The sequence below is a fragment of the Iodidimonas sp. SYSU 1G8 genome, from assembly GCF_039655775.1.
Lineage (GTDB): Bacteria > Pseudomonadota > Alphaproteobacteria > SMXS01 > SMXS01 > RI-34.
This window is the reverse complement of record NZ_JBBYXJ010000001.1, coordinates 612,512-632,780: the sequence shown is the minus strand read 5'-3', so window position 1 is coordinate 632,780 and position 20,269 is coordinate 612,512. Positions and strand designations below refer to the sequence as shown.

17 protein-coding genes and 1 pseudogene are annotated in these 20,269 nt (G+C 66.0%); 5 read left to right on the top strand and 13 right to left on the bottom strand.

All coding sequences use genetic code 11. The features are described from left to right. Positions 1-6 precede the first annotated feature (6 nt). Complete coding sequence (locus WJU17_RS03130) at positions 7-5,430, bottom strand: AAA domain-containing protein (RefSeq protein WP_346325882.1); 5,424 nt, start codon at positions 5,428-5,430, stop codon at positions 7-9. Continuing rightward, a complete protein-coding gene (locus WJU17_RS03125) occupies positions 5,427-6,731 on the bottom strand; it encodes a M48 family metalloprotease (protein WP_346325881.1) in 1,305 nt (434 codons plus the stop codon). Before WJU17_RS03125 ends, WJU17_RS03130 begins: the two co-directional genes overlap by 4 nt. A gap of 46 nt (positions 6,732-6,777) precedes the next feature. Between WJU17_RS03125 and WJU17_RS03120 the strand changes: the two genes are divergently transcribed. Both WJU17_RS03120 and WJU17_RS03115 read left to right on the top strand, forming a co-directional pair. Then, on the top strand, positions 6,778-7,242 hold the full coding sequence (locus tag WJU17_RS03120) for a DUF4126 domain-containing protein (protein WP_346325880.1): 465 nt from the start codon (positions 6,778-6,780) through the stop codon (positions 7,240-7,242). Continuing rightward, complete coding sequence (locus tag WJU17_RS03115; RefSeq protein WP_346325879.1) at positions 7,242-7,709, top strand: GNAT family N-acetyltransferase; 468 nt, start codon at positions 7,242-7,244, stop codon at positions 7,707-7,709. Before WJU17_RS03120 ends, WJU17_RS03115 begins: the two co-directional genes overlap by 1 nt. Here WJU17_RS03115 and WJU17_RS03110 read toward each other — a convergent pair. Next, the gene (locus WJU17_RS03110) at positions 7,657-8,382 is read right to left on the bottom strand and encodes a 2'-5' RNA ligase family protein (protein WP_346325878.1); all 726 of its coding nucleotides are present in this window, start codon (positions 8,380-8,382) and stop codon (positions 7,657-7,659) included. The genes WJU17_RS03115 and WJU17_RS03110 overlap by 53 nt on opposite strands. Beyond that, positions 8,379-10,175: an ABC transporter ATP-binding protein gene (locus WJU17_RS03105; RefSeq protein WP_346325877.1), complete on the bottom strand. Its 1,797-nt coding sequence runs from the start codon at positions 10,173-10,175 to the stop codon at positions 8,379-8,381. The genes WJU17_RS03110 and WJU17_RS03105 overlap by 4 nt, the downstream gene beginning before the upstream one ends. A 295-nt stretch (positions 10,176-10,470) precedes the next feature. Between WJU17_RS03105 and WJU17_RS03100 the strand changes: the two genes are divergently transcribed. Both WJU17_RS03100 and WJU17_RS03095 read left to right on the top strand, forming a co-directional pair. Next, positions 10,471-11,013 (top strand): Rrf2 family transcriptional regulator, encoded by a 543-nt coding sequence (locus WJU17_RS03100; RefSeq protein WP_346325876.1) that lies wholly within the window; start codon positions 10,471-10,473, stop codon positions 11,011-11,013. Positions 11,014-11,147: 134 nt separating this feature from the next. After that, positions 11,148-12,356: an FAD-dependent oxidoreductase gene (locus WJU17_RS03095; RefSeq protein WP_346325875.1), complete on the top strand. Its 1,209-nt coding sequence runs from the start codon at positions 11,148-11,150 to the stop codon at positions 12,354-12,356. Here the strand turns inward: WJU17_RS03095 and WJU17_RS03090 are convergent, their stop codons facing one another. The 4 genes from WJU17_RS03090 to WJU17_RS03075 form a co-directional block, all read right to left on the bottom strand. Further along, the gene (locus tag WJU17_RS03090) at positions 12,357-12,869 is read right to left on the bottom strand and encodes a methylated-DNA--[protein]-cysteine S-methyltransferase (RefSeq protein WP_346325874.1); all 513 of its coding nucleotides are present in this window, start codon (positions 12,867-12,869) and stop codon (positions 12,357-12,359) included. It abuts the gene before it with no gap. 27 nt (positions 12,870-12,896) lie between these two features. Next, positions 12,897-13,139 (bottom strand): hypothetical protein, encoded by a 243-nt coding sequence (locus WJU17_RS03085; RefSeq protein WP_346325873.1) that lies wholly within the window; start codon positions 13,137-13,139, stop codon positions 12,897-12,899. A gap of 62 nt (positions 13,140-13,201) precedes the next feature. Further along, a complete protein-coding gene (locus WJU17_RS03080; RefSeq protein ID WP_346325872.1) occupies positions 13,202-13,372 on the bottom strand; it encodes a DUF2256 domain-containing protein in 171 nt (56 codons plus the stop codon). After that, the gene (locus tag WJU17_RS03075; RefSeq protein WP_346325871.1) at positions 13,369-14,898 is read right to left on the bottom strand and encodes a cryptochrome/photolyase family protein; all 1,530 of its coding nucleotides are present in this window, start codon (positions 14,896-14,898) and stop codon (positions 13,369-13,371) included. Before WJU17_RS03075 ends, WJU17_RS03080 begins: the two co-directional genes overlap by 4 nt. Before the next feature lie 266 nt (positions 14,899-15,164). Between WJU17_RS03075 and WJU17_RS03070 the strand changes: the two genes are divergently transcribed. Then, positions 15,165-16,406, top strand: coding sequence for an acyl-CoA dehydrogenase family protein (locus WJU17_RS03070; RefSeq protein ID WP_346325870.1), 1,242 nt, complete (start codon positions 15,165-15,167; stop codon positions 16,404-16,406). A 14-nt stretch (positions 16,407-16,420) separates the two neighbouring features. On the opposite strand, the gene WJU17_RS03065 is transcribed toward WJU17_RS03070, so the two are convergent. From WJU17_RS03065 to WJU17_RS03045, 5 genes and pseudogenes are all read right to left on the bottom strand, one after another. Further along, positions 16,421-17,314, bottom strand: coding sequence for a LysR family transcriptional regulator (locus WJU17_RS03065; protein ID WP_346325869.1), 894 nt, complete (start codon positions 17,312-17,314; stop codon positions 16,421-16,423). A 64-nt stretch (positions 17,315-17,378) separates the two neighbouring features. Next, positions 17,379-18,341: pseudogene (locus WJU17_RS03060) on the bottom strand (pyridoxamine 5'-phosphate oxidase family protein); the annotation flags it as partial. 31 nt (positions 18,342-18,372) lie between these two features. Continuing rightward, the gene (locus WJU17_RS03055) at positions 18,373-18,984 is read right to left on the bottom strand and encodes a glutathione S-transferase (RefSeq protein ID WP_346325868.1); all 612 of its coding nucleotides are present in this window, start codon (positions 18,982-18,984) and stop codon (positions 18,373-18,375) included. 262 nt (positions 18,985-19,246) lie between these two features. Beyond that, entirely contained in the window at positions 19,247-19,813 is a 567-nt protein-coding gene (locus tag WJU17_RS03050; protein WP_346325867.1) for a DNA-binding protein, read from the bottom strand. Position 19,814: 1 nt separating this feature from the next. After that, positions 19,815-20,093 carry a hypothetical protein gene (locus WJU17_RS03045; protein WP_346325866.1) on the bottom strand — a complete coding sequence of 93 codons (279 nt, stop codon included), beginning with the start codon at positions 20,091-20,093 and terminating at the stop codon, positions 19,815-19,817. Positions 20,094-20,269: the final 176 nt, after the last annotated feature.

The following is a 20,269-nucleotide window of genomic DNA, read 5'->3' as shown; positions in this document are numbered from 1 at the left end:
GCGGCGTCAGCCTGTCTGCTCGTAGCCCTTGCGCGTTTTTTCCAGCATCAGCTTCCGGGCTTCACGCTCGGCGCGTTCGGCGCTGTCGAAGACCTTGACCAGGGTCGTGCCTTTGGTTCCCGTTCGGCCGTACATCACGGTCATCTCCGGGCCGTTAACGGCCACTTTCCAGAACTTGTCCGACCGTCCCTGCTGAAGACGCAGTTCGGTGAAGTCCTGCGTCTCTGTCGGAAGCGTGGCGGACGCCTTGGTGCTTGGAGCCGATGGCGCCATCGCGGGTAACGGGATCGACAGATCGAACGGATCGTCGTCCGTGTCCTCGACCTGCTCAAGGGCACGTTCGATCTGGTCGATGACGGCTTCGGGATCACGCAGCCAGCTCGACGAGGGAATATCGATCACCCGCCAGCCGAAGCGGCGTAGCAATGTGGGCTGGAACACGAAGCGCTCATAGGTATCGCCCACGGTCAAATTATCGAGCAGGATCGCGAGACGATAGGATGTCCCGTCCGGATCCACGACGGCGAGGTCACAGCGGAACGTGGCGCTCCCGACATCGGCGCGAACCTCATGCCCGCGCTGACGTAATGCCTCCGCGATCGCGGCGCGCAACGCGTCGGCGGGCGCGCCGCGGGCGAAGACTCGCTCGGCATCCGGGTTCAAGGTCGCCAGAATCGCCTGGCCATGCGTCAGGTCGCCTCGATCCTGGGCCTCGGCGAATGCAAGGAATGTCCGAAGGGCGCGCGCACCGTCATTGTGCGTATTGGTGATGGCCTCGGCGCGGATGGTCGAGATCACCGCCATGTGGCGACGGGCCCGACTGAAAATCACGTTGAGGCGTTTTTCACCGCCCCGTTGATTGATGGGGCCGAAATTCATCGGCATGCGGCCATCCGCGCCTGGGGCGTAGCAGATGCTGAGGAGAATGATGTCCCGTTCGTCACCCTGGACGTTCTCCAGATTTTTCACGAACAGTCCGTTGAACTGACCGTCTTCTTCCCGAACATATTCCCGCTCGAGCCTGGCCGCGAACGCGCTGTCATGCTCGCCCAGAGACTCAAGCGCGGCTTCGATTTCGCTCTGCTGCGCCTCGGAGAATGCGACTATCCCGATGCTCAGGTCGTTCTCGCGGGCCAGCAGGTCGCGCACCATATGGGCGATAGTCCGTGCTTCGGGCGGATTGGCGCGCTTGTCATAGACTCCATCCGCAACGGTGTGGAAGCTGATGGCCCTGTCCAGCACCCGGCTCGCCGCGCCCGCAGCCATCTCGACATCGTCCGACCGGATGGGGCGGGAGTCGGCGTTGCTGCTTCCGAAATTCCGATCGGGAACAGTGACCAGCCTGCCGTCATAGAACGCCGCGTTGGAGAAGCTGATCAGCGCTTCCGAGCGGCTGCGATAGTGCCAGGCCAGCAATGTCGCGGGAAGATTGCGCGCTGCCTGGTTCAACAGGCTTTCCGCGTCCAGCACGATGGTGACGGCCTCGCCCTCTTCCTCCGCCGTGACCTGCATCTCATCCTCGTCACGCGCCGAGGCAAAGAAGCTGGTGGGCGGCAGCTGCATCTCGTCGCCGACGACGATTACCTGCGGCGCGCGGCAGAGGGCGGGAACGGCTTCTTCCATCGGGATCTGGCTTGCCTCGTCGAACACCACGACATCGAACAGATCAGGGGCCAGCGGCAGCGTATCGGATACCGAAAGCGGACTCATCAGCCAGATGGGTTTCAGGTCGATAACGACCGCGCCGGTCTCGCTGCTCGCCAGATCGCGGATCGAGCGGAAGCGCATGGTCTTACCGAACTCATGTTCCAGTTCGCGCCGGCCGGTGGCGTAGAGCTTCTTGAACTGGCGGCCGGCCCCGTCCAGCTGGGTGACCGACATGGCGGACTGCTTGACGTGCTCGAGAAATTGCCGCTGGCAGAGCGCCCGGATCGCGGCGGCGTTCTGGTCGTGGAGCAGTTCCTTGGCGCGAGCCGCACGCCGTGCGCTGGACGCAAGCTCGGCGGTATCGAAGCGGTGCAGGGCCGGTTCGGCCCTGAGGATGGCGGCGATGGCTTCATCGACGATCAGCGCCTCCATGGCCTCGGGTGCGAGCGCGAGCGACCGGAGGACGAACGACAGCCGTGGTCCAGCCTCGTCGATGGCGCGCAGCAGGGGAAGCAGGTCGGGCAGATCGGCGAGCCCCTCGCGCAGGTCGCGCACGAGCTCGGCGAGATCTTCGAGGGACAGATGCCCTGCTCCATCCAGGTGACGCAGGCACAAATCGTGCAGCGCCTCCACTGTCGGCGCGGCTTTTGCCGTGTCGGTGATGAGCTCCGACGGATCGCCGCTGGCCTTCGCCATCGCGATGAGCCGGCCGACGACAGGATGGGGCCGTTCCCTCCAGGCCTGCGCCAAAGCCGACAGCGCGGCGGCGTCCGGCGTGGCGAAACGCTGGTCGAGCGCCGCGCCGGCCTGGCGCAGCTCGGTATCGGCGGACTGCTTGTCCGCGAGGCGTGCCAGCGCATCGGTTATGCTCGGTGCCACGGCATGCGCCGAAAAATCATAGCGCTGGGTGACGGTGCGTTTGAGCTTACGCCAGGAACCGCTGAGAAATTTGAAGAACGAGGGTTCCTGATCGCGCGCCTGCTCCAGCGCACGGCGTGTATCGTCAACGCTCAAGGGATCGCGCCAGTGACGGGCAGCCTCCGCCGCGGCCGCCAGAGCCGTCTCGCGTGCGAGTATGTCGGATCGTCGCGCAGCCATTTCGGCCGACGCTGAAGAAGACACCTCTAGCAGCGCCAGATTGCCCGCCAGGTTCAACGTGGCGGCCTCCCGCGCACCTCGCGTCAGTTCGAGAGCATCATCGAGACCTAGCGCCGGCGACATCGGTACGCCTTCGTGTTCGAACCAGGCATCCAGTAGGTCGAGGAGTCGTTCGGCCTCGCCGACGAAATGCTCGACCTCGGCATAGCACCGTTCGCCCGCCACGGTGGCGGCGGAGACGCGGGCAACCGGGTGTGCCGCCAGGCTATCGAGCCCGAAGGACTCGGTCATGGAGCGATACACGCGCACGATCAGCGCGCCATGACGGTCCCATTCGCCGAGCGAAGGCAGACGTTCGCGGATCGCCGGACCCGCGTCTTCGGGGCTAGGCAGCGCGAGCAGCCGCCGTATGAGCGTCCGGAGATTGGCGCCCGCCGCCTCCGGCACGTGCCGCATGGCTTGCTCGACCTCCTCGATGCGCCCCAGATGGCGATCAAGCGCCTCGAGCGTGCGTTGCCTTACCGCCTGATGATGGTCGAGTTGATCGTCTCCCTTCACCCAGGTCTCGTAGCGATCCTTCAGATCGAGGACGAAGCCTTTCTTGTCTTCCTGGGAGTCGTGGATCAGGCAGGCTAGCCCCTCGAGACCGGCCTGACGCAACCGGTTGAACACGACATCCAGGGCCGCGCGCTTTTCGCACACAAACAGGACCCGCTTGCCCCGGGCGGCGAAGTCGGCGATCAGATTGGTGATGGTCTGGGATTTGCCCGTGCCGGGTGGCCCCTGGATGATGAAGCTGCGCCCGGTGCGGGCGAGCGCGACGGCGGCATCCTGTGTCGCGTCGGAGGGCACGACGCTCCATTGTTCGGCCGCGGGCAACGTTGGCGGTAGTTCCCTGTCCAGGGCACGCGGCTCGATCGAGAATATCCGGTCAAACGAAGGTTGCGGTGCTGGGTCGTCGATCAACTGCGTGTAGTCGCGGACCAGCGACATCTTCTTGTAGTTGAAGTTCGCGAGCGTGACCTGCGTGAGATCGATCTCCCACGAAAAACGGTGGCCCTCGCCGCCCGCGAGCGCATAGGCCTTGGACTCCGCCTCGCCTGCCTGGGCCGCCATCCTTTGCGCACGCGGCGGCAGTGCCGCGCCCACCGCGATCCTTTGCGGCAACGGGCTCGGACGGACGAATTTTTCGAACAGTGCTTGGCCAAGGGGCCGATAATCATCCTGCTCGTAGCTGAAATCCGGGCGCGCGACGGGTTCACCTCGCCCCCGGTTTTCGCGCCGGCGCTGGAACTGGCGCAACCGCTGCACCGCCTTTTCATGGATCAGACGGATTTCCGGCCTCGTCTGCAGATTGAGCCTGACGCCGGGTTCGCTGCGCTGGATCTGAGCCGACAGTTCGGCATGTATATCGGCGAGCGAGACCTGGGTGAGGTTGATCGTCTCGGGCAGGTCGATGTCATACAGCTGGCGAAGATGGTGCCGAAGCGCGGGATTGAACTCCGCCTCAGGTTCGGCGCAGCGCAGTATGTATTGGTCGCGGACACCCTTCTTCTTGGTGACCTCGACGGGCAACCACAACAGGGGCGATACGATGCGCTCGTCGGGCGCTTCCTTCAGATTGTGCCAGCGGAGAAAGGCGACGACCAGTCGAAGGTGACTGAAGCCATACTCCGCGCGATCCCTGCGGGCCTCCTGCAGGATGCGGTCGAACGCGGACGGCAGGTAGGGCTGGTCCTCGAACCGGAGCCATTTGCCCAGCGACACGTGCCCGCCGCCAAGAACATCCGAAGCGAAGCGGCTCTCCCAGGTGCAGAGCTCCTCGGCCTTGACGGACTCGAGCCGCAGAACGATGGGCACGCTGGCGACGGTCAGGTTCACGCTGGCCTGGGTCGGCCTGAAATGGATCAGCCTGTTACGCCGGGACAGATCGAACAGCCGGTCCCGCAGATGCTCCAGCACCGCGCCGCGGCGTCCCCGCGCACCAGTGGCCTGGGACAGCACGCGGTCCACGTCGAGACCAACGGGCTGATCCCGGTAATCCTCGAGCCGGCGGGCCAGATTGATCAGGTCGCTCGCGCGCTCGTGCCGGTTGAGCATGGTCATCTCGACGACAAGCGACGCGACGACGGGGTGAAGTGATCTGTTCAGCGCGAAAAGGTTTCCCCGGTTGGCGGAGAACCGAGCGACGTCATCTTCGTCCTCGAAGTCGAGCCCGCAAGCGAGGCTGGCCAGCAAAAGTCCCAGGCAGAAGACATCCGTGAGTTCGTCATGGTGACCGATGCGCTGTTCCCAGCAGGCATAGGCGCGCAGATAGATCGGCTTCGTCACCGCCCCGTCACCGCTGATTTCAGCGTCCAGGTCTTCCACCATGCTGCCCCTGCCGGCGCCCGTGGTGACACGATATTCGCCGACTATTTTCAGGGCTGACTCGGCATGGGGCTGGATATCGCGCAATTTCTCATCGTTGAACCGTGGCTCCAGCCCGCCGGGTTTCGCCAACGCCAGCGATCCATCGGCTTGCTCGACGATATCGTCCGGCGCGAGAGCCGCGACCCGGCCGTTTTCATGCAGTATCACGACGGCCCGCATCAGGGGCGCGAAGAGGTGGAGCAGGTCCTGAACGGGAAGCACGCCGCCATGCGCGGCGGTCACCTGGCGAAATGTTCTGGGGCTTTCTGTCATCCGCCGCCCTTCCCGGCGCGCGTCAGCAGCTTGTCTATGGCAGGCTTGGACATCCCCAGATCGCGCTTCAGCGCCGCGCGGTAAAGGTCCAGTCCATCGAAGCCGTGTGCCGCCCGTGCGCCGGCTGCTAGCATTTCGCCCTTCAGATCCGGGTCCGCCATGGCGAGGTCGAAAATGACGGCGATAAGATAGTCGCGAACCGACCTGTCCAGCCTGTCGGACTTCAGAATTGCGGGCTCGATGCCGGGCTCCTCCTCCCCCCAGTCGGGGAAATACCGCTTTGCCTGGATAACCGCCGCTTCGGGCCGCAAGGCAGGGTCGGAGAGCAGCCGCGAAAGAAAGCCACGCGTCAATGCCGTCAGTTCTTTCTGACGCGGCAGATCGAGCTGTGAGAGAGACAGCGGCCCGGCGACCCGCCGGTCGATCCACTCGTCAAGCCGCGCTTCGCCGCGCCACCATTTTTCCAAGGCCTGCGCGCGGATATAAGTTTCGGGATGCGATATCCCCGACGTCCCTGCTTCGGCCCCGTCCAGTTCCATCGCCTGCCGGAGGTAAGCGTCCGTGTCGACGGTGCCGAGACCCGTCATGATCTTGACCAATGCGCCAATGGCCGGAGCGATGCTGCCTGCCGCCAAGGCACCGCCACGATCGGCATAAAGTTCCGTGTTCAACCGGAACAACCGCGCGGTCTCATGGTGACTGGCGGCGGCGCCGGGATAGTCGAGCGCATGATCGAGAACCCGGCTTGCCGCGTGGAATGCCCCGTCCTCCAACGACCAGAGCCGGTAGTGCGCCAACTCGTGCCCCAGAAGGGCCAGCAGTTCCGTCGGGGACAGCTTTTCCAGTACCGGGCCGAAGAACACCAGGTGAACCTCGCCCGGAATATACCAGAGCGCGGCATTCATGGCGCCATCGCCAGCCTGATAGAGGGTGAGCGGCGCCTGGATGTCCAACGTCTTCATGGCCGCTCGGCATGCGGTATGCACCTCGGAATGTGATTCCGGGTCGAGGCGATAGGTGTCGCGCAGCAGGAGAGCCCGCGTTTCCGCCGCTTCATCGTCCCATACCCGGGCCGAAGTCGCCCACGACCAGATTTCTGGTTCCTCGGTCCGCAGATACGCGACGATGGCTTGATGGTAGGAAAGTGGCCCGAGCAGCGCGGCTGAGGGATCCAGGTCTGTCATCGCGCGTGCTTTTCGACCGCAGCATGATTGGTGGATTATTCGTCGCACAGTATCACCGGAATTCCATGCTGCCGACCCGGTATCGCCACGCATTTTTACAGTGTTGTCATCGGCCACGGGCTATCCTGCCCGTAATGAGTATCCGCCCGTACGGAGGCACCAGATGACCCTCTATCTCCTCGCCTTCCTGATCGGCGTCGTGGCCGGCCTGCGTACCATGACGGCGCCGGCCGCGGTGAGTTGGGCCGCCCATCTGGGATGGTTGCCGCTTGCGGGCATGCCCCTCGCCTTTCTTGGCTCCGGCATTACCGCCTGGGTGCTCATCATCATGGCGATTGGCGAACTTGTGGTGGACCAGTTGCCCGGTACACCAAGCCGCAAGGTGCCGATGCAGTTCGGCGCCCGGCTGTTGAGCGGCGGTCTGGCGGGCGCGGCGATCGGTGCCGCGGGCGGCATAATGGCTTTGGGGGTGGTCATCGGTGTTCTGGGGGCGGTTGCGGGAACCCTGGGCGGCGCGGCGGCCCGGGCGCGCATGGCGCGGTCATTCGGCCGCGACCGGCCCGCCGCCCTGATCGAGGACGCGGTCGCCATCGGCGGCGCCGTCCTCATCGTCCTTGCGATCCCCTGATGCGTCTGCGGCGTTATGCGCCGGCCGATGCGCCTGCCCTCTCCAGCGTGTATGTGAGATCAGTCCTCGGCCTCGGTCCGCGTGACTACAGGCCGGATCAGGTCAGCGCGTGGGCGGGGCGCGCGCCAGGTCCTGATGCCATGGCGGCCCGTCTGGGCGACGGCCGTGTCGTGATCGTCGCCCTCGGCGAGGAGGATCAGCGCGTGGGATTTTGCGACCTTGAGCCCGATGGCCATATCGACCTGCTCTATTGCGTGCCCGAGGTGGCAGGCACCCGCGTTGCTGCCGCGCTTCTTGAGCGGATCGAGACGGAAGCGCGGGCCCAAGGGATCGCGAGGCTGTACACGGAGGCGAGCGAAGCCGCTCGTCGGCTGCTTCTGCGGCACGGCTTCACCGAACTCGCGCGCCGTGACTTCACGCTGGACTCTGTTCCGATCCATAATTTTGCGATGGAGAAACGCTTGTAGCGGCGGCCGCCGCCATGCCCTCCGCGGCCTCCACGCGTCGTAGCGGCCAGCGTCCCAGCCTGACATGCCTGCCCTCGCCGAAGATGCTGTGGATCAGCACGAAATCCGTCGCGGTCCACTTTACCGCAGCGACGGTTTCGGACGCCATCACCGGCGCGCCATAGAAGAGCGTCATGTGCGGCGTGAAGCGCGCGCGGCGGGCCTTCATTCCAGCCTGCGCCATGCCGCCGAGCAACGCCGTGTGGAACTTGACCAATGTGGGCAGAGAACTGCCGGCACGCAGCACCAAGGGGCTGTGCCCCGCCTCGCCCCCGAAGCTGCAGGCCCGCGTGAAATCCACAGCGAACTGGGTGCTGGTGATCCGCGCGGCGGCATCCCTGGCCTTGGCCACGATTCCGCGCGGCACGCCGTCATACGCACCGAGGACCTGTAAGGTCACGTGAAGGCGCGCCGGATCGACCGGCTTGCAGGAAAGTCCATTCTCTTGCCTGATACGGCTGGCCACGGCACTGGCGGCTTCGGCGGCCTGCGGATCGGGCAACAGCGCAAAGAACAGGTGGTCGCGCGCGGGGCGATCCATTCCGGCCAGGCAGAGTTGTGTGACGGGCGCAGGCATGTTGAGAACATAACATGAACATATGTGCCTTGAAATACCCTTGCGCCGGTCGGTCACGCGTCGATCAGCACCTCATGGGCATTCAGCCGGCCGGATTGGCGCTCGAACAGCCGGCGGTAGATGCCGTCCTGCTGGGTCACCAGCGATGTATGGTCGCCGTCTTCCACGATCCGGCCGTGGTCGAACACCAGGATGCGGTCGAGGGTGCGCACGGTCGACAGCCGGTGGGCGATGATGATCGAGGTGCGTCCCTTCATCAGCCGGTCCATGGCTTCCTGGATCAGCGCTTCGGAATCAGAATCCAGGCTGGAGGTCGCCTCGTCCAGGATCAGGACCGGCGCGTCCGCCAGAAATGCCCGAGCCAGCGCCACCCGCTGCCGCTCGCCGCCGGACAGCTTGACGCCGCGTTCGCCGACCAGCGTGGCGTACCCGCGCGGCAGCCGGGCGATGAAATCATGGGCGTTGGCCAGCCGCGCGGCACGTTCCACGTCGGCCTGGGATGCGCCTGGCCGCGCGTAGGAGATGTTCTCGAGCAGCGTGCGATGGAACAGGATCGGCTCCTGCTGGACGATGGCGATCTGCGACCGCAGCGAGCGCTGGCTCGCCTGCCGCACGTCCTGCCCATCGATCAGCACCCGGCCCTCGGTGACGTCATAGAGCCGCTGGAGCAGCTTCACGAAGGTGGTCTTGCCGGACCCGGAATGGCCGACCAGCCCGACCCGCTGACCGGACGGGATCGTGACGCACAGATCGGTGTACAGGGGCGTCGCGTGGCCGCCATAGCGGAAGGTGACGTGATCGAAACGGATCTCTCCGGCCTCGATACGGATCTCCCGCGCGTCGGGCCGGTCGTCGATGCCCAGCGGTTCGCGGTGGATGGCGACCAGCTCCTCCAGCTCGTTGATCGAGCGCTGAAGATGGTTCACATGCTGGCCGATATTCACCAGATAGCCATGCAGGATGAAGTAGCTGGTCAGCACATAGGTCACCTCGCCCGGCGTGGCGTGACCCGCGAACCACAGCCAGAGCGCGCTGCCCACCAGCCCCGTGCGCACCGCCCACAGCAGACCGATCTGAATCGTGCCGGACCATGTGCCGCGCACCCAGGTGCGCCGGGTGCGGCGCCGCCATTTGGCGATATGCCACGACAGACGCGCCTCTTCACGCTCCTCGGCGCCGAACGCCTTGACGACGGCGTTGCTGCCCACCGCGTCGGCCAGCACGCCGCCGATCCGTGTATCCCAGGCGTTGGAGATGGACGCGGCGGGCGCGACCCAGCGGGTCGCCAGCACGACGGTGAGCGCCACGTAGAGCACGGCGCCGACGCCGATGACCACGCCCAGCAGCGGCCAGTGCCAGCCCAGCAGGACCACGGTCCCCGCCAGCACCACCAGCGACGGCAGCAGGGCGAGCAGCAGCACGTCGTTCAGCAGATCGAGTGCCCACATGCCCCGCGAAATCTTGCGCACGGTCGAGCCGGCGAAGCTGTTGGCGTGCCAGTCCGTGGAAAAGCGCTGGACCCGCCGGAACGCCTCGGCCGCCACGTCCTGCATGATCCTCAGGGTAAAGGACACCACGCCCATCCACGCCAGATGCCGCAGCGCCATCATGACGAGCCCGAGCACCGCCATGAGCGCGAACAGCGGCAGCACGTTGCCGCGCGCGTCGGCCGCCAGCGCGTCGATCAGCTTGCCGGCGACCATGGGCACGAAGACTTCGGTCACGGTGGCGGCCGAGATGGTCGCGCCGATGAAAATCGCCTTGCCGCGTTGCCGCGCCCAGTGGGCGAAAACGAAGGGAAGAACGGCCCGCATGATGCCAGCGCGGCTCTTGGTGTCTTTACGTGTCATGATGTCGAAATCCGGCGCGCGACAGGCGCCGTCTCCATTGCAGTCTGTGGAAAATGGTCCGGGATGAATGCCGGACCAGGGACGCTTCAGGCTCCGGCTGTGCCGGCTGACGCTTTGCCCGGAAGGCGCGTGGCGGTCTGGTCGATCACTGAGGCCCTCCTCTGCTGCGAATGGAACGGGGTGTTTTTACCACCGGGCGCGCGGCGGAGCAACAGAGGCGGCGTTACAAACGCGGACAATATTAGTCTGCGTTTAATGCTTGCGCCTCATAACGCGGACTGTTATGGTCCGCGTTATGGCACATATCACATCAAGCGTCGAATACGGCATCCACTGTCTCCTCTTCCTGGTCGGCTCGGGCGACACGCCGCTGAGCAGCCGGGATCTGGCCGAATTGCAGGGCATCTCGCCCTCCTTCCTGGCCAAGATATTCCCCAAGCTGGAGAAGGCCGGCATCGTCACCGCCAGCGAGGGTGTTCGCGGCGGTTACCGGCTGGCCCGGCCTGCCGAAGAGATCACCTTCCTGCAGGTGGTCGACGCCATCGAGGGCGCCAAGCCCCTCTTCGATTGCCAGGAAATCCGCGGCCGCTGCGCCGTGTTCGGTGGACAGCCGCCGGGCTGGGCCATGGAGGGCACCTGCGCCATCCACGCGGCCATGCTGCAGGCGGAAAAGGCCATGCGGGAATCTCTTGGCCGGACGACCCTCGCCGATGTGGCGAACCGGTTCGGGCGCAAGGCGCCGCCGGCCTTCTTCGGCGACGTATCGGGCTGGATCGAGGGCCGTGCCAGGTCCCGCGCCTCACCCCGGAAATCGAAGACCGCCGACGCGGACGACTGACCGCGCCCGCCGCTTTCTACCACCCAGTTTCCTGATCCTGCCCCATCCCGGTCCTCGCCGGCATTCGGGAACGCCGTCACCCCTGTGCGCGGCGAACGGGCGTCCCTTGTCCGGCATTCGGAAGGAAGATCGCCATGACACAGAACATTATCATCGCCGGGTCCGGCTTTGCCGGCGTGTGGGCCGCTCTCTCCGCCGCCCGCGCCGTCGCCCTGGCCGGCAAGGACGAGGCCGTCGCCATTACGGTCGTCTCGCCCGAGCCCAGCCTGCACATCCGCCCGCGCCTTTATGAAACCGCCTTCGACGAGATGGCGCCGGATGTGGGGCCGCTGCTGGCCGCCGTCGGCGTCCGGCACGTGGCTGGCCGAGTCGAAGCCATCGACAGCGCGGCGCGGCAAGTAACCGTACACGGCAATGACGGCGCCACCACGACCTTGCCCTATGACCGTTTTGTCCTGGCGACCGGCAGCGGGCTGTTCATGCCTGATATCCCCGGTCTGAAGGAGCATGCGTTCAACGTCGACCAGCTCGCGAGCGCGCGGGCCTTGCACGCGCATCTCACGTCGCTGGCCAGTCAGCCCGACACCCCGGCGCGCAACACGATCGTGATCGCGGGCGGCGGCTTCACCGGTATCGAGACGGCAGCCGAGATGCCGGCGCGGTTGCAAGGCATCCTGGGACCGGACGCGAAAGTGCGTGTCGTGGTTCTGGAACGGGCGCCGGCGATCGGCTGGGATCTGGGACCGGTGCCGCGCCCCATCATCCTTGAGGCGATGGCGGAATGCGGCGTGGAGATCATCGCCGGGGCCGGCGCGGTCGGCGTGGACGCGGGCGGCGTGACGACCTCGAGCGGCGAATACATTCCCTCCAGCACCGTGATCTGGACCGCCGGCGCGCGGGCCAGCGCTCTTGCGGCCCAGATACCGGGCGAGCACGACGCCCTCGGCCGCGTCGCGGCGGATTCCTACCTGCGCGCGCCGGCGGCGCCCGGGATCTTCGTCACCGGCGACACGGCGCTGGCGGCGACGGACGATGAGGGCCATGTCGCGTCCATGTCATGCCAGCACGCGCTCAGCCTGGGGCGGGTGGCCGGACATAATGCCGCCGCCGAGCTTGTCGGCCTGCCCCTGCATCCCTACAGCCAGCCGAAATACGTTACCTGCCTCGATCTCGGCCCTTGGGGCGCGATCTTCACCGAAGGCTGGGACCGGCAGGTGAAGCTGACACGCGAGGAAGGAAAGGCCGTCAAGCGGGAGATCAACACCAAATGGATCTACCCGCCCGCGCCGGACCGCGACGCGGTCTTCGCGGTGGCGAACCCCGACTACGTCATCGTCGCCTGATCAGAGCGGCAGGACGCGTTGCACGGATACGGCGCCGGCGCCTTCCAGATCGAGCAGGAAGCGCTTGGCGCCGAGTCCGCCGGCAAACCCGGTCAGCGCGCCGCCGGTGCCGATGACGCGGTGGCACGGCGCGACGATGGAAATGGGGTTCCGCCCGTTCGCCGCGCCGACCGCGCGCGCCGCCGAAGGCCTGCCCAGCGCCGCCGCGATCTCCGCATAGGTCCTGGTCTCGCCATAGGGGATTGTCAGCAGCGCTGCCCAGACCCGCTTCTGGAAGTCCGTGCCGATGAAATCGAGAGCCAGGTCGAACCGGGTCCGCCGTCCGGCGAAATACTCGTCGAGCTGCCGCCGCGTTTCCACGAGTACCGGATGATGGTCGTCCTCGGTGACGGGACCGATCTTCACCCGGCCCGGATCGTCGTTCTGCCAAAGGATGGCGCGCAATCCCTTGCCGCCCGCCACCAGCGTCAGTCTACCGACAGGCGTCTTTGCGATGGTGGAGCATGCTGTCATGAGGGTCTGGTGCGTTTCCGGGATCGGTTATTGGCCCTGCGTCTCGTCCAGACTGGCGAGGAACGCCTCGATATCGTCCAGGTCGGCGCAGTACGGATAGTCCTTGTCGCCGAACACGATGGCGAAGGTTTCCGGGTCCCGCAGCATATAGCCGCCATGGGCCAGCACGCGCTTGTCCGGTTTCTCTGCCTTCATCATGTGCCAGCCGCGCCGAACCACGAGGCGGCGGATGCGGCGTTCAACGGCGGCAAGGCTGTCGCGGCGGCTCATGGAAAACGCTCTCCTCTGGTGCTTCGCGGGCACTATAGCGGGTGCGCACGGGCATGCCAGTGCTAGACGGCCGTCGTCTTCCGCCGCCGTCTCAGCTCTCCCTTGCAGCGTTCGGAACAAGTCTTCACCGCGTCCCAGTCCCGCGCCCACTTCTTGCGCCAGGCGAACGGCCGACCGCAGGCCGCGCATGGCTTCTCCGGCAGCGTGGATTTGGTGTAGCGCTTCTTCGTCATAGCGTGGCCAGAAAGGCGGCGGCGCTGTCCGCGATGCGCTGCCTTTCGTCGCCGGAAAACCTGTCATAGGTGCGCAGCATCGGCGTCATGCGCGTGTTCCGGCTCAGCAGCTCCCGATGCCGCGCGATGAAATTCCAGTAGAGCGCGTTGAACGGACAGGCATCCGGACCGGTCCGCCACGTCACGTCGTAGCGGCAGGACCGGCAGTAGTCCGACATGCGGTTGATATAGGCGCCGCTGGCCGCATAGGGTTTCGACGCCAGCAGTCCCCCATCGGCGAACTGGCTCATGCCGGCCGTGTTCGGCAGCTCGACCCATTCATAGGCATCCGCATACACGCTCAGATACCATTCGTGCAGCGCGTGCGGATCGACCCCGGCCAACAGGGCGAAATTGCCGGTGATCATCAGCCGCTGGATGTGGTGGGCGTAGGCGTGCTCGCGGGTCTGCGTCACGGCCGCCCGGACACAGGCCATCTCCGTCTCGGCGGTCCAGTAGAAATCCGGCAGCGGCCGGGTATGACCGAGGGCGTTGCTGTGCTCGTACCCCGGCATGCGCAGCCAGTAGATACCGCGCACATATTCGCGCCAGCCGATGATCTGGCGGATGAATCCCTCGGCGGCGTTCAGCGGCACGGCGCCGGTCCGGTACGCGTCCTCGACCGCGCGGCAGACCCGGAGCGGATCGAGCAGCCCGCAATTGAGGTATTGCGCGATGACGGCGTGATAGAGGAACGGCTCGCCCGTCAGCATCGCATCCTGGTAATCGCCGAACCGCGCCAGGGCCGTGTCGACGAACGCCGAGAAGGCCGCTTCGGCATCGTCGCGGCGGACCGCGAAGCGGAAGGGCATCAGGTCGCCGAAATGGTTGCCGAACCGCCCCTCGACCAGCGCCAGCACTTCCCGCGTGATCGCGTCCGGCGCAACGGCCAGCGGGCGCGGCATGAACAGGTCGGTGTCGGCGGGCTTGCGGTTTTCGGCATCGAAGTTCCAGCGTCCGCCTGCCGGTTCGTCGCCGTCCATCAGCAATCCCGTGCGGCGGCGCATGTCACGGTAGAAATACTCCATGCGCAGCTGCTTGCGGCCCGCCGCCCAGTCCGCGAAGGCGGCGGGCGAACACAGGAAGCGGTCATCGGGCAGGATGTCGACCGGCACGCCCAGCTGTTCGTGCCAGCCCTTCATCATCCGGGCCACGCGCCACTCGCCCGGCTGCGTGACGGCGATCCGCTCGGGCCGCAGCGCGCCGGCCGCGTGCGCCACCTGCGCCGTGAAGCCGCCGCGATGCTGGGGCGAGTCCAGCCTCACATAATCCACGCGCCAGCCGAGGCCCCGCAGCTCGTCGGCGAAATGGCGCATGGCCGAGAACAGGAAGGCGATCTTCTTCTTGTGATGGCGCACATAGGTGGTCTCGTCATGCAGCTCCGCCATCAGGATCCGATCCCGGGCCGGATCGCCTGCCGCGAGACTGCTGATCGCCGGCGTCAACTGGTCGCCAAGGACCAGGATAAGAGTGCGTGTGCCCGCCATCAGCGCACGCCGATGTTCCTGCGGCAATCGGGTTGGATCACGGCCCAAGGCTCCTCTGTCGTCATGGCGACCCGTCGGCCACGCGACATGGTACTGGCGCCGGCCCGCCACGGATCAGACGGCGAATTTAGGAAGAGTGTCAGGCTCGCCTTGCGGTTAGCATGCTGGCGGATGCGCACGCTGGGGAGCCGGCGCGTCCGCGAACCGGTCATCGCCGTGCACGCGGCGTTTGGCCGGAGCCATGCTGAAACGGGAGGGACACCGAGATGATGAACACCGAGATTCTGGACCGCCAGAGAGAGATTTCCAAAACACCCATGCTGCAGCGGATCGCCGGCATCAGGGACAAGCTCGCGGCGGCTGGCGACGAGGCGCAGCGCCTGCGCCATCTGCCCGCCTGGGCATCGAAGGAAATGGCCGAGATCGGTCTGTATCGCTACGTGCTGCCGGACGAGCTGGGCGGCGAGGACCTGCGGGCGCGCCAGCAGATCGAGATCATTGAGGCGGTCTCGGCCATCGACGGCTCTGTCGGTTGGTGCACCCAGATCTCGTCCGAGATCAACGCGCTGGTCATCCGCCAGATGCCGCCCGCCTTCGCCGAGCGCATCTTCGACGACTGGTATGCGCTGGTCTGCTCCGGCCACGGCCCGGCCAACGGCCCCAATCCCGGCCGGCGCGCCCGGCGCGAGGGCGATGGCTGGCGCCTGAACTATCAGGGCAGCTTCGCCAGCGGCTCGCAGAATGCCACCTGGAACTTCCTCATGGGCTCCATGTGCACCGACGAGGACACGGGTAAGACCGCCGAAGCCTCGTTCATGGTGCCCAAAGGCGAGTTCGAGATCATCGACACCTGGGACACCTCCGGCATGCGCGGCTCGGGCAGCCACGACGTGCGCATGGAAAACTGCTACGTGCCGCCCGATCGCCTGTTGCCGGGCCGCTCGCTGGCGCCCAGCGAGATCTGGGACAACCCGACCTACCGGAATCCGACCCACGCCATCTACAACAAGGCGGCCGTCGCGCTCGGCGTGTGCCGGGGCGCCATCGACAATTTCATCGATCTCGCCATGGGCAAGGTGCCGTGGGGCTTGAGCACGACGCTCAAGGACCAGGCTGTCGTCCAGTACCGCGTCGGCGAGGCGCAGGCCAAGCTGATGGCGGTGCGCGCCTTCGTCATGGAGACGCAGGACCGGCTGGAGGAGCATCTTGGCCCGCTGCCCGCGAAGGGCGGCCGGCTGCAGCCCGACTGGGAATATTTCTGGCCCGCCCTGCTCGCCTGCGCTCATGCCGCGCAGACCTGCCGGGAAGTGGTCGGCGTCATCAACAACACGGCCGGCACTACCGGATGCCGCATGGACAGCCCGCTCGAGCGTCAGCTGCGCGACGCCCAGCAGGCGGCGAACCACGCGCTGATCTCCTACCGGCACTACGAACAGCTGGGCAAGACCTTCCTGGGCCATGAACCTGCGGCCATGTACCTGGAGTTGTGCCGGCCCGTCGATGCGTGAGCAGGCGGCCTGAGTCAGGCGTTGAACAGCCGGTTCTCCCGCAGGCGCGCCACCGCGAGATCGGCGAAGGCCCGCACCTTCGCCGGCGCCTGACGGCCCTCGGGATGCAGGACATGGATCGGCAGCGGCGCGTCCTCGTGCTCGGCGAGGACGATCCGCAGCCTGCCGTCGAGCAAGGCGGGACCGATCTGATAGTGAAGCACGCGCGTCAATCCCGAGCCGGCCATGGCCGTCGCGATCGCGGCATCGTTGGTGTTGCATTGCAGCCAGCTGTCGACCGTCACGCGCTGATCGCGTGCGAATCTCCACGCCGGTGACGCCCAGGCGCTGGTCGAGGCGACGATCCGATGATGCCTGAGGTCGGCGGGCACGAGCGGGATGCCATGGGTCTCGAAATAGGCTGGGGCGCCGCAGACCACACGGCGGACCGAGCCCACCTTGATGGCGGCGAACCCGGAATCAGCCAGGTGGCCGATGCGGATCGCCACATCGATGCCCTCCTCGACCAGGTTTACCGGCCGATCGACGAACAGCAGCCTGCCGGAGACAGAGGGATAGGTTGCGAGGAACTCGTGCATGATCGGCAGGACGTACATCTGCCCGAACATGACGGAGGCCGTGACGGACAGCGTTCCGGACGGCGTGGCATAGGAGCCGGCCGCCGCGGCTTCGGCCTCGATAATGTCGGCCAGAATACGCCGACAGTCGTCCAGGTAGCGTCTCCCCGGCTCCGTGAGCTTTACCGAGCGCGTGGTGCGCACGAACAGACGCGCGCCGATCAGATCCTCGAGGGCCGCCACCGCGCGGGTAACCGCAGGCGCGCTCATGTGAAGCTGGCGGGCGGCTTCGGCAAAACTCTCCGTCTCCGCCACCTTCACGAAAATCCGCATGGCCTGCCAGCGATCCATGCCCGCTCCACCCCTCCTCGGACCGTGCCCGTCAGTTCCCCGGCGCGGCGTTCCGCAACGTAATTGCGGCTTGCGCCCAGTCGCCCGTCTCGAGCGAGCTGGGCGACCAGCCATTCTCGCGGAACGACCACCGAAGCGCCAGCGCGTCCTGGCGGCGGACGATGCGGCGTGGCTCGAACGTCCACAGCCTTTCCGCGCCCTCGAATGCGTCGATCTGCGGCGACTCCAGGATCACCTCCGCGTCGCCGGTCATCTGCAGCACATCCCCGCGCTCATAGTCGATGAAGACGAGCCCTGCCTTCCCGTTGAGCACCATGTTGCCGAGTGTCGAGAAGAACAGATTGCCGCTGAAGTCCGGTACGGTGAGCGTGCCATCCGCCCCGATCCGGACGAAGCCGGGCTTGCCGCCGCGATGGGAGACATCGACCTGCCGGCGTCCGCCCCGGTCGGCATAGGTCGCGACGAAAAACGTGTCCGCTGCCTCGATCAGGCCGCGCGCCGGCGCATCGAGGTGACTCAGCGTCTCCACGATACCCTCGGACGTCGTTCCCGGGTCCCTCGCGATCTCGAAATCGCGAAGCTGGATATAGCGCGGACAGTTGCCGAAACTCTGGTCCACCATCACCCGCATACCCTTCCTGGTCTGCGCGAGGATACCGTTCATGCGGTTCCGGCGCCGCGTATGCATCTCGATGCCGAGCAGGCCGATGGAATCGCCCTCGCGCAGGCCTTCGCTGGCCGGATCGCTCGGGTCCGCCTGTACGCCGATGTCGAGCGTTGCCGGGTCTGGCGACGACAGGAAGCCTGGCCGGCCGGTGAGGATCGTGGCCCACGCATCTCCGCCGGCATCGACGCTGCCCAGCACGATGAACGGAAGCTGGGCGTAAAAGGCGCGGTGCTGATCGGGCATGACATCGCGAATGACGCGGTCGCCGATGGCCGCCATCCGCTCCGCCACGCCCAGCTTTTCCTGAAGGAAGGTCTCGCCCTCGTGCCACGCCGGCAGACTTGGCAATGTTCTGGTCATCTCGAATGTCCTGTTGAGCGCGAGGAATCGGTCAGGCGGCAAGGCCGGCGCGTGTCTGCGCGAAGGGAACGAAGCCGGGCAAGCCCTCGATCCGGCGCAGGAATTCATTGACCGCCGTGTAGGCCGAAAGGTCCACATTGCCCTCCGGCGCCCGCGCGACGTAGCTGTAAATCGCGATGTCCGCGACCGTCGGACCCTCTCCGACCAGCCAGCGTCGCCCCGTCAGATGGGTCTCCAGCTTGCCCAGGAAAGAATGTGCCCGCGCGATGACCTCATCCGCATCGTAAGCGGCGCCGAACACCGTGATCAGCCGAGCCGCAGCGGGGCCGTAGGCCACTTCGCCCGCCGCGACGGACAGCCAGCGCTGAACCGCGGCGGCGCCTTGCGGGTCATCCGGCAGCCATTCCGTCCGCCCGGCCTTCTTGGCCAGATAGACCAGGATCGCGTTGGAATCCGGGATGATGATACCCCCATCATCGAGCACGGGCACCTGCCCGAACGGGTTGAGCGCCAGGAAGTCGGGCGTCCTGTGCGCGCCGGCCGCCAGATCGACCTCGATCAGGTCATGAGGCAGCCCCAGAAGCGAGATGAACAGGCGCGCGCGATGGGCATGGCCCGACAAGGGGTGGTGGTAGAGCTTCATGGTCAACTCCCGCGATGCATCGGAACAGGCCTATCCCGTTCCGCATCGCCAGAGTGCGCGCCCGCGCCAATGAGATGAATGCCTGTCGTCGGCATTTCATTGTTGCGCTCGGTGAAACAATGAACCGTCGCAAGAACTGGTTCGCCCGTCAAAGGTAGCTGTTGAATGTCATATGACGCTGCTTGTGACCTCCTGCGGGAGATCGGTCTATCATCCCTGCCGAAAAGAGTAGAGGCCCGCTGAGGCGTGTTGCGAACCAGCCTTACGTTCTTCGGTAGAACAGGACAGAGCCGGAGGACACGAGTTGAAGCAGCAGGTCGAAGTCGCCGATGTTGGCCGTCAGCACGGCAAGTCCCAGTTTTCGGGCCTGGAGGAACAAGGTGCAGTCCATCAGTGCGCGCATCCGCGCATCGGCGGTATAGCCCTGGAGGCGGCACAGCATGCCGGATAGCAGCGCAGCGCGGCCCAGCACGTCCGGATCCGGCGTAAAGACTCGGTGCGCTGGCATGGCCCGAATCTGCCGCCTTATTTCAGCGATGGCGGCGGCGCTACGCGGATCAGCGGGACTCAGGACACCGACCGTGTGCATCAGTTCCTGGATGGCGACGGTGGAGTGATTGACCTGCCGAACCGCGATGACCTCGTCTATGCGCGGCGGCGTGCGGTCCTGCATCTGATCGATATAGACGCAGGTGTCGAGCAGCAGCGCAGCGCCGCCCGCATCGGCATCATCGATAAACGGCAGTTCCCGATCCGGACGCCGGGCTAGTGTTCGGCTCGGATCGAGGCGCGCCCATCGTCGGGCGGCATCGAAATCGAAGGCGGACACGTCAGAAGCCGAGATCGAGGTCCGGGTCTACCTGTCCGCGCGCCTTCCGAAAGACCTCGGCGAAGCCTTCGTCGAGGGCAATGTTTGCCAGCGCGAACTCGATCAGGTCGGTATCGGCCTCAATGCCCGTCCGTTGCTTGGCGTGAGCCACCAGCGCCGGGCTGACACGGCCGCCGATACGCCCCCGCTTCTCGCCCAGCAGTCCGGACCTTTCCGCCGCGCGGAGCACGGCATCGACGCGGGACGGATCAGCCGCGGACGCGGAAGGTTTTTTGGACATTGAGCTTCACCCCCTGTTGAACAAATTGTCTCAATGTTCAACATAGTGCAGATTGACGGCCGCTTCAAGCCACCGCTGCGGACACTTGGGTCCCCAAAGCATGCACCGCCTTGCACGGCGTACCGACGGCCCTCACCTCCTACCCATGGCCAACGCGCCGATCTCCTCTTGCCGGG